This window comes from Ancylobacter sp. Lp-2, from assembly GCF_020523795.1.
Classification (GTDB): Bacteria; Pseudomonadota; Alphaproteobacteria; order Rhizobiales; family Xanthobacteraceae; genus Ancylobacter.
The window spans coordinates 1-919 of record NZ_JAJALI010000028.1 but is presented as its reverse complement, the minus strand read 5'-3'; the positions used below and the strand labels follow the sequence as shown (position 1 = coordinate 919).

Sequence of the window (919 nt, the reverse complement as noted above, 5' to 3'; positions counted from 1 at the left end):
ATCGGCGGATCGGCGGAGAGGCAGTTGAAGAAGCTGAACGGCGCCGCGTTCACCCGCCCCTGCGGGTCCACCGTCGTCACCAGCGCGATCGGGCGCGGCACGATGGTGCCGATCATCAGCTTGTAGCGCTCGCGCTCGCCGAGTGCGCGGAAGTCGAAGCCGACGGTGTCGGCGGCCGGGTCCGTGTGCATGCTCATGCCTCGAGCCCCTTGATCCGGGCGGCATAGGGGGCAAGCACGTCGCGGATGTCGCGCTCGACCTTCTCCTGCAGCAGCGCGCGACTGGCGACGGCGGCGAGATGATGGTCCATCAGTTCGGCGGCGCGGGCGGCATTGCCGGCGATCAGCGCGTCGACGATCTCGCCATGCTCGCTGACGCCGCAGTCGGAGGAGTGCGGGCGGCCATACATGGCGAGGATCAGCGAGCAGCGCGACACCACCTCGGTCACGTAGCGGATCAGCACCTGATTGCCGGTCAGCCGCGCCAGCAGCAGGTGGAATTCGCCGGCGAGGCGGATCGATTCCACCTCGTTGCGGCCGGAAACCTCGTGCTCGCGGGCGACATGGTCGCGCAGCACGGCGATCTCGTCCGGCTTCAGTCTGCCGGCAAGGCATTCGGTGACGATGCGCTCGAGACCCCGGCGGACGACGAACACGTCGCGCCCCTCATCGAGGCTGGGATTGGCGACGAAGGCGCCGCGATTGGGTTTCAACTCGACCAGTCCTTCGACGGCGAGGCGGCCGAGCGCCTCGCGCGCAATGGTGCGGCTGGTGCCGAAGGCGTCGCCGATGGCGTCCTCCGGGAGCTTGGCTCCCGGCTGGAGCCGCTGCTCGATGATGGCTTGGCGAAGCGCGTCCTGAACCGCTTCGGTACGGGAGATCGCCCCGTGCTCGGCCGGGGGCGGACCTTTCCCCTTGGC

The 919-nt window shown here is 69.2% G+C and carries 1 protein-coding gene and 1 pseudogene; both read right to left on the bottom strand.

Annotated features, from left to right (window positions below):
• Positions 1–191: pseudogene (locus LGR54_RS25635) on the bottom strand (flavin reductase); the annotation flags it as partial.
• A gap of 2 nt (positions 192–193) precedes the next feature.
• Entirely contained in the window at positions 194–880 is a 687-nt protein-coding gene (locus LGR54_RS25630) for a GntR family transcriptional regulator (RefSeq protein WP_230364784.1), read from the bottom strand.
• Positions 881–919: the final 39 nt, after the last annotated feature.